Annotated in this window: 4 protein-coding genes; 3 read left to right on the forward strand and 1 reads right to left on the reverse strand. The window is 67.4% G+C overall.

Annotated features, from left to right (window positions below):
* The first annotated feature begins 72 nt into the window (after positions 1-72).
* On the forward strand, positions 73-1,053 hold the full coding sequence (locus G3N59_RS03025) for an alpha-E domain-containing protein (protein ID WP_205981036.1): 981 nt from the start codon (positions 73-75) through the stop codon (positions 1,051-1,053).
* A gap of 24 nt (positions 1,054-1,077) precedes the next feature.
* On the opposite strand, the gene G3N59_RS03030 is transcribed toward G3N59_RS03025, so the two are convergent.
* On the reverse strand, positions 1,078-2,166 hold the full coding sequence (locus G3N59_RS03030) for a putative zinc-binding metallopeptidase (protein WP_205981037.1): 1,089 nt from the start codon (positions 2,164-2,166) through the stop codon (positions 1,078-1,080).
* 161 nt (positions 2,167-2,327) lie between these two features.
* On the opposite strand from G3N59_RS03030, the gene G3N59_RS03035 reads away from it, so the two are divergent.
* Positions 2,328-5,822, forward strand: coding sequence for a transglutaminase family protein (locus G3N59_RS03035; protein ID WP_205981038.1), 3,495 nt, complete (start codon positions 2,328-2,330; stop codon positions 5,820-5,822).
* 60 nt (positions 5,823-5,882) lie between these two features.
* A partial coding sequence (locus tag G3N59_RS03040) for a circularly permuted type 2 ATP-grasp protein (RefSeq protein WP_205981039.1) occupies positions 5,883-7,084 on the forward strand: 1,202 nt, incomplete at its 3' end.

A 7,084-nucleotide genomic window follows, 5' to 3' on the forward strand; every position in this document is an offset into this window, starting at 1 on the left:
ACTCATCAGCAATCCGAATTAACTGGTTCAACCAAACGAATCATCAGCCGATCGCGCCACTCCGGAGGCCCCATGCTGAGCCGCACTGCCGAACATCTGTTCTGGATGACCCGCCACACCGCGCGTGCCGATCATCTCGCGCGTCTGCTCGACGCCTGCTATCAGCGCTCCTTGCTGCCCGCGTATGCCGGCGCCAGCGAAGCCGAAGACAGCGCCGCGCATAGCTGGCTCACGATCCTGTCGATCGTGGGTCTGGCCGATCACTATCGGCTTTCGCATCACGGCATCGAGCGCCGCGAGGTGATCGCGTATCTGGGCGCCGATGCGGCGAATCCGTCGTCGATCGTCAGCAGCCTGCGGTTTGCGCGCGAAAACGCGCGCGCCGTGCGCGGCTGTCTGGGCGCGGAGTTGTGGGAAACGCTCAACGCCACGTGGCTCGATTTGCAGCGTCTTCTCGCCGACGATCTGCACGAGCACGATCCCTATGCGTTCTTCGAGTGGATCAAGCAGCGTCTGCATCTCGTGCGCGGCGTGCAACTGGCCGCGCCGGTGCAGAACGAGACCTCCGCGTTCCTGCATCTGGGCGGCTGCGTGGAGCGCGCCGATCATATGGCGCGCACGCTCGAAGCCCATTGCGAATTGCTCAAGCCGCACGCCTTCGATTATCACGGCGCGAATGCGCTGCTGCGTGCCGTGTCGGGGCTCGACGCCTATCGCGAGGTGTATCGCGACGCCATCGCGCCCGCGCGCGTCGCGGCCCTGCTGGTTCAATGCCAGGACTGGCCGGGTTCGCTCGCCGCGAGTCTGGAGGAAATCCGCCGCATTGCCGTGCGGCTGCGCAACGGGCAATCGGCGCAAACCGAACGGCTTGCGCTGCAACTATGCGAGGAAGTGCGGCAGGCGCCGCTCGACGCCTGGTTCGCGAACGCGCAAACCTCGGCGCTGCGTAGCTGGCTCGTTGCGCTGATCGCGCGCGTCAACGAACTGGCGCGCCGCGTCGGCCGCGATCTCGTGCGCCCGGCGATTCCCGAGCCGGTCGCGGCGGCCGCCTGACGCGCGCCGTCGGACCATCCGCAATCAGGTTTGCGCCGCCGCCGAGATCACGCGATGAACGAAACGCAACTTGTCGATGACCGGCGGGGCCAGCGTGAACGGATAGCCGTCCGGCATGCCCAGGCTGCGGTTCAGGCTGTTGAGCGCATAGGTCAGCGCAAACCAGCGCGCCATCAGGTTGTCGAAGCTGGCTTCGTCCACCGGCGTCTGGTCGAGCAGCACGGGTTCGTCGGGGCTGTCGGGCAGGAGCGTCACGCCGCAGGCGGCCGCCGTATCGAGCGTATCGACGAGATGCAGGTAGTGCGCCCAGGTTTCCGCCCAGTCCTCCCACGGATGCACCGACGCATACGCGCTCACGTGACGCCCGGCCCAGTCGGGCGCGGGGCCGTTCGCGTAGTGCGTGGCGAGCGCCGCGGCGTAGTCGGCGCGCTCGTCGCCGAAACATTGCCGGAACGGCTCGATCCAGCGCGTTTCGGCCACCAGCCGGTCGAAATAGTAATGGCCGACCTCGTGCCGGAAATGCCCGAGCAAGGTGCGATACGGCTCGTGCAGCGACACACGCGTGCTTTCGCGATGGGCGTCGTCGGCTTCGGCGATGTTCATCGTGATGAGGCCGTGGTCGTGGCCGGTGAGCACGTGCTGGCCATCGCCCATCTCTTCGAGAAACTCGAACTGCAGGCCGTGTTCGGGGTCTTCGGCGCGCGTGGCCAGCGGCAGGCCCAGCGCGCCCAGCGTGTAGAGCAGGCGCCGTTTGGCCACTTCCAGCCTGTACCAGTAGAGCCGGTTTTCCGGCCGCTCCAGATTGGGAATCGTGCGCGTGAACTGGCAGGCGCGGCAGAGCGTGTCGTTGGCGTGCGCGGCGTCGTCGGGGATCATGCCGTTGCAGACGTTCTCGACCGCGTAGTTGTGGCACTGGCGAAACAGCGTGCCAGGCGCCTGCGTGTTCAGGATGCGCCAGCGGCCCTCGCCCGCCTGTTCCAACGCGTCCAACGCTTCAAACGCATGCATTTCACCACTCTGGGGCACATAGCCCAGACGCGCGTCGCAACGCTCGCAGCGCTCGTTTTCGAAGAACACCAGTTGATTGCAGTGGTCGCAGTGAAACGTCTTCATGGCCGCTTTCCTGTGTTGGGCGCGAACGGCAGAGCACGCCGCGTGCCGCGTCACACCCGGCGGCACGTTGCCGACGATTGTCATCACCGCCACTCGCACCGTGCGCATCATAAGCGCGCGTCCAGCCTTTCAATTCATCCCTGTCGAACGAGGAGTCGGGTGTGTCCATCCGTGTCGCGTTAAACCATGTCACGCAGTATCGCTATGACCGGCTCGTGCGCCTCGCGCCGCATGTGGTGCGTCTGCGTCCCGCACCGCATTGCCGCACGCCCATCCTTTCGTATTCGATGCGCGTCGAACCCGCCGATCATTTCGTGAACTGGCAGCAGGACCCGTTCGCCAACTATCAGGCGCGGCTCGCCTTTCCGGAGCCGACGCGCGAATTCCGCGTCACGATCGATCTGGTCGCGGAAATGGCGGTCTACAACCCGTTCGACTTCTTCCTGGAACCGAGCGCCGAGCAGTTCCCCTTCGCCTACACGCCGGAGCTGGCGACCGAACTCGCGCCCTATCTCGCACGCAGCGAGCCCACGCCGCGCTTCGCCGCCTTCGTCGAGACCATCGACCGTTCGCCGCGCGCCACGGTCGATTTTCTCGTCGATCTGAACCAGCGGCTGCAACGCGACATCGGCTATCTCATCCGCATGGAGCCCGGCGTGCAGACGCCCGAGGAAACGCTCGAAAAGCGCTCGGGTTCGTGCCGCGACTCCGGCTGGCTGATGGTGCAGACGCTGCGCCAACTGGGTCTGGCCGCGCGCTTCGTGTCCGGCTATCTGCTGCAACTGACGCCCGACGTCAAGGCGATCGACGGCCCGCAAGGCGCCGAAGCCGATTTCACCGATCTGCACGCCTGGTGCGAAGTCTATCTGCCGGGCGCGGGCTGGATCGGCCTCGATCCGACTTCGGGGCTGTTCGCGGGCGAAGGCCATATTCCCGTCGCCTGCACGCCGGAACCGGGCAGCGCCGCGCCGATTTCGGGCGCGCTGGACGACTGCGAAGTCGAGTTTTCGCACTCGATGACGATCACGCGCGTGGAGGAAACGCCGCGCGTGACGCTGCCCTACACCGACGAGCAATGGACGCAGATGCAGGCGATGGGCGAGCAGGTGGACGCCGCGCTCGCCGCCTCGGACGTGCGCCTGACGATGGGCGGCGAGCCCACTTTCGTGGCCGCCAGCGACCGCGACGCGCCCGAGTGGAACACCGAAGCACTCGGCCCGACCAAGCGCCGCTACGCCATTTCGCTGATGGACAAACTGCGCGCGCAGTACGGCGCGCGCGGCTTCCTGCACATCGGCCAGGGCAAGTGGTATCCGGGCGAGCAACTGCCGCGCTGGGCGCTCTCGCTGTTCTGGCGCGCGGACGGCGAGCCGTGCTGGCACGACCCGTCGCTGTTCGCCGACGAGCGCAGCAGCACGCACCACACGGCCGCCGACGCGCAACGCTTTATCGGCCATCTCGCCGCGAAGCTCGCGGTCGATCCGCAACACGTGCAGCCCGGCTACGAGGACACCTGGTATTACCTGTGGCGCGAGCGCCGCCTGCCCGTGAACGTCGATCCGTTCGATTCGCGTCTGGACGACGAACTCGAGCGCGTGCGCCTGCGCCGCGTATTCGATACCGGCCTCGATGCGGTCACTGGTTACGTGCTGCCGCTCGAGCCGCTTTCGGCGCGGACCGGCATACAGCCCGCCCTGCAAGGACCGCGCTGGGTCAGCGGCCCGTGGTTCTTCCGCGACGAGCGCATGTACCTGATTCCCGGCGATTCGCCGATGGGTTACCGGCTGCCGCTCGACTCGCTGCCTTGGGTGTCGGCGGGCGACTATCCGTGGCAGCACGCGCATGATCCGTTCGGCGCGCCCACGCCGCTGCGCAGCGCCGCCGCATTGCGCATGCAGTATCGCGGCGAAGCGGCCACGGTCAAGGGTGATGTCGATGTCGCAACCGCGTACGCCGATCGCGGCGAACGCAATAGCGAACACCACAGCGAACGCAACCCCGACACCGCCCGCCAGCCCGCGCGCGGCGAATCGGCGGCGTGGATTCGCCGCACGGCGCTGTGCGTGGAAGTGCGCGATCCCGCGCGCGCCGCCGGCCCGCAAGCCGAAGCCGCCGCGTTCGGCAGCGCGCAAGGCCAGATCCACGTGTTCATGCCGCCGCTCGCGCAACTCGACGATTACCTCGATCTGCTCGCCGCCATCGAAGCCACGGCCGCCGATCTCGCGCTGCCCGTGGTGATCGAAGGCTATCCGCCGCCGCGCGACCCGCGCCTGAAGATGCTCCAGGTGACGCCCGACCCCGGCGTGATCGAAGTGAACATCCACCCGTCGTCGAACTGGGGCGAACTGGTCGAGCGCACCGAATTCCTCTATCAGGCCGCGCACGAAACCGCGCTTTCGACCGAGAAGTTCATGCTCGACGGCCGCCACACCGGCACCGGCGGCGGCAATCACCTGGTGCTGGGCGGCGCGACGCCCGCCGACAGCCCGTTCCTGCGCCGCCCCGACCTGCTCGCGAGCCTCGTGGCCTACTGGCACAACCATCCGTCGCTGTCGTATCTGTTCTCGGGGCTCTTTATCGGCCCGACCAGCCAGGCGCCGCGCGTGGACGAAGCGCGCAACGATCAGGTCTACGAACTCGAAATCGCCTTCGCGGAAATCCAGCGTCAGGTCGATCTGCTGCGCAGTTACGGCGCGCCGGATCAGGCGGCTTCGGCCGATAACGGTGCGCGCGTGCCGCCCTGGCTGATCGACCGCGCGCTGCGCAATATCCTCATCGACGTGACCGGCAATACGCACCGCGCCGAGTTCTGTATCGACAAGCTCTATTCGCCCGACGGCCCGACCGGCCGCCTCGGTCTGCTGGAACTGCGCGGCTTCGAAATGCCGCCGCACGCGCGCATGAGCCTCGCGCAGCAACTGCTGCTGCGCGCGCTGGTCGCGCGTTTCTGGCACGCGCCGTACACGCAGCGTCTGACGCGCTGGGGCACGGCGCTGCACGACCGCTTCATGCTCTCGACCTTCGTGAAGATGGATTTCGACGATGTGCTCGCCGAAACCGCCGCGGCGGGCTTCGCGCTCGACCCGGCGTGGTTCGCGCCGCATGTCGAGTTCCGCTTCCCGCTGGTGGGCGAGCTGCACACGAGCGGCATCGCGCTCACGCTGCGCCACGCGCTCGAACCGTGGCACGTGATGGGCGAAGAAGGTGCGGGCGGCAGCACGGTGCGTTATGTCGATTCGTCGGTGGAGCGCATGGAGGTGAGCGTGCTCGGCATCAACGAAAGCCGCCATCGCGTGAGCGTGAACGGCCACGCGTTGCCGCTGCAACCGACCGGCCGCGCCGGCGAAAGCGTGGCGGGCGTGCGTTATCGCGCGTGGCAGCAGTCGGCGTCGCTGCATCCGACCATCGGCGTGCATGCGCCGCTCACGATCGATATCGTCGATACCTGGAGTGGCCGCGCGATCGGCGGATGCCAGTATCATGTAGCGCATCCGGGCGGCCGCAATTATCAGACGTTCCCGGTCAACGCCTACGAGGCCGAAAGCCGGCGGCGCGCGCGCTTCTTCACGACCGGCCACACGCCGGGTCAGGTCGAATCCGCACCGCCCACGCGCAGCCTCGAATTCCCGTTCACGCTGGATCTGCGGCAGCCGTAATCGACCTCACCCACAAGCCTCACTGCGAACGCGCCCGGAAGACGGGCGCGCCACACCATCTTGCCGATCCAGACCTCCCTGCCGTTCGATGCCGCCGCCCACGATGACGAGGCGCGCGCGCCGCTACGCACGCTGCCGGTGCGCAGCGGGCACTGGGACGAGCTGAGCGCGCCGGACGGCAACTGGCGCGAGCCGTGGCAGCAGTTCTTCGGTCTGCTCGACGAGGCGGGCGTGGCGGGTCTGGACAGCGCGGCGGCGTCGGTCGCGCGGCAGGTCCGCGAAAACGACATCACCTATAACGTCTACGCCGATCGCGGCGGGCCGCGTCCGTGGGCGCTGGATCTGCTGCCGCTCATCATCGGCGAGGACGAATGGGCACATATCGAGCGCGGCGTGGCACAACGCGCGCGCCTGCTCAACGAGATCGTCGCCGATGTCTACGGGCCGCAGACGCTGCTCTCGTGCGGTCTGCTGCCGCCCGCGCTGGTGTTCGGCCATCCGGGTTATCTGCGCGCCGTGAAGGGTTTCGTGCCGCCCGACCGGCAGTATCTGCAGATCGTCGCGCTGGACCTGGCGCGCGCGCCCACCGGCCAGTGGACCGTGGTGTCGCATCGCACGGAAGCGCCTTCGGGCCTCGGCTATCTGCTGGAAAATCGCCTGATCGTCTCCAGCCTGTTCGCCGAGCCGTTTCGCGCGATGCGCGTGCACCGGCTCGCGCCGTCGTATTCGCAACTGGTCGCCACGCTCGCGGCCGCCGCGCGTGCACTCATGCGCGACGATAACGAACGCGGCGCGAACGCCTCGCCGCATATCGTGCTGCTCACGCCGGGGCCGTTCAGCGAGACGTATTTCGAGCACGTCTTTCTTGCGCGATATCTGGGCATCACGCTGGTCGAGGGCAAAGACCTGACCGTGCGCAACGACATGCTGTATCTGAAGACGCTCGGCGGCCTGGAGCGCGTGCATGCAGTGCTGCGGCGACTGGACGATACCTTCTGCGACCCGGTCGAATTGCGCGCCGATTCCACCATCGGCGTGCCGGGGCTGCTGCAGGTGATGCGCGCGGGCAATGTGATGGTGTCGAACGTGCCGGGCGCGGGTTTCGCCGAATCGCCGGCGCTGCACGGCTTCATGCCCGCGAGTGCGGCCGCGCTGCTGTGTTACGATCCCGCGACACCGTTTTCGCAATTCACTCTAAAAATATGGCGACGCTCAAGGCATCCGGCGCACCGGCGCGCCGCCCTCGCAATACCGATTCCGCC

The organism is Paraburkholderia sp. Ac-20340 (genome assembly GCF_017104965.1).
Classification (GTDB): domain Bacteria; phylum Pseudomonadota; class Gammaproteobacteria; order Burkholderiales; family Burkholderiaceae; genus Paraburkholderia.

Excerpts from the sequence above, each read along its gene's own strand:
- G3N59_RS03025 (WP_205981036.1), top strand. The coding sequence starts at position 73 with ATGCTGAGCCGCACTGCCGAACATCTGTTCTGGATGACCCGCCACACC.
- G3N59_RS03030 (WP_205981037.1), bottom strand. The coding sequence starts at position 2,166 with ATGAAGACGTTTCACTGCGACCACTGCAATCAACTGGTGTTCTTCGAA.